We start from the raw sequence: 1,606 nt of genomic DNA, 5'->3' as shown, positions 1-1,606 counted from the left end.
TGCAATTTTCTTTCTTAAGTTGTGTCCTAAAGCCATTAATCCGAACTCTAATTCTACTTTTTGAAGTCCTTTTAAAGAAAAACGTCTAAATCCGTTATTATGCTTAAGATGGGCAAATACAGGTTCCACATCGGCAGAGCGTTGTTTTCTTCTTTGTATTCCTATTTCACTAAGGAGTAATTCCCTTGTTCTTTCTTTATGCCTTTCAAGATTGTGGTTTCTCTCAATACTTCTGTTTCCTTTGGCTTTAAAACATTGGCTTCTCATGGGGCAGCCCTCGCAGTTTTTAGCCTGATAATGGGATAGGGTTTGGGCGTACCCGCCAGCTGTCTTTTTCTGATTCTCATGTGTTTTGAGCATCTTTTGCCCCATCGGGCATACATAATAATCTTCTTCCTTATTATAATAGAGATTCTCTTTACTAAAAGCCTTGTATTTCTTTTGATAGTTTTGGTCCTGTTCCTTTTCAAAAGTATTGTATTTCACAAAAGCTTTAAGTTTCTTTTTTTCCAGATAATCATAGTTCTCCTCACTGCCGTAACCTGCATCAGCTGTTATTTCTTTTAGATTTTTAAATGTTTTTTTGCCAAAAATCTGTTCAAAATTCTCTAAGTGAGGCTTAAGTGTTTTGGTGTCAGTGGGATTTTGATGGATAGTATAATGAACAATAACCTGGTTCTGGGTGGATATCTGGGCATTATAAGCCGGCTTGAGCTGCCCGTTTAGCATATGATCTTCTTTCATACGCATAAAAGTAGCCTCTGTATCGGTTTTGCTATAACTGTTTCTTTCTCCCAGGATAGCTTCCTGTTTTTCATACTTTTCCAGATTGTCGGTAAAATTATTTTTTATATAGCGCAATTTGGCTTTTGCTTTGGAGCTGGCCTTTTTGTTACCTGAGAGCTTGGCATCTATTTTAGCTACTGTTTTATCAATGACTTCCTTACTGATTTCTTTGAATTCTGTAGGCTCTGGAGTGGGGTCGTCTTCATTGTCTAAACTTTGGGCATAATTCCATAACTCTTCAAGCTGAGTGAGCATTTTGGCTTTGTTGGTTTTGATGCTTTTGCCCCATACAAAAGTATAACGGCCTGCTTGGGCTTCTATCTTGGTGCCATCGGTATAAATCTGTTTTAGATCAACAAGGCCCTCTGATGCCAACATTAGCACCACCTGTTTGAAGATTTCCTTAAAACTGTCTTTAAGTTTATTGCTTCTAAAGCGGTTAATGGTATTGTGATCCACAACAGTCATAGAAGTAAGCCACATGAAATTGATGTTCTCACGAAGGGCCAATTCAATTTTTCGTGAAGAATATACATTGGTCATGTACGCATACAACATCACTTTTAGTAGCATCTTTGGATGATAGCCCGGACTGCCTTCTTTGCTGTAGGCTTTTAAAAGGAGTTGGATATTAATAGACTCCACAACCTGATCAACTATGCGAACCGGATGTTTTGCTGGAATTAAATCATCAAACGAATAAGGCAAAAGTACCGTTTGTTGTTGGTTATAATGCTTGAATCTCATATATAATCAGCTGTTAATCACTGATTAAATATACAAAATTCACCAGAAAAAAACAAGCTCAAAAAAAAAATAG

The 1,606-nt window shown here is 37.0% G+C and carries 1 protein-coding gene; it reads right to left on the bottom strand.

Going from position 1 to position 1,606, the window contains the following annotated elements; genetic code table 11:
* Nucleotides 1-1,533, bottom strand: a 1,533-nt coding sequence (locus B0A67_RS21720) for an IS1182 family transposase (protein WP_089069575.1), incomplete at its 3' end; no start/stop codon positions are given.
* Nucleotides 1,534-1,606 lie beyond the last annotated feature (73 nt).

Origin of the sequence: Flavobacterium aquidurense, from assembly GCF_002217195.1 — a bacterium.
GTDB lineage: Bacteria > Bacteroidota > Bacteroidia > Flavobacteriales > Flavobacteriaceae > Flavobacterium > Flavobacterium frigidimaris.
This window is presented reverse-complemented; position numbering and strand designations above follow the sequence as displayed.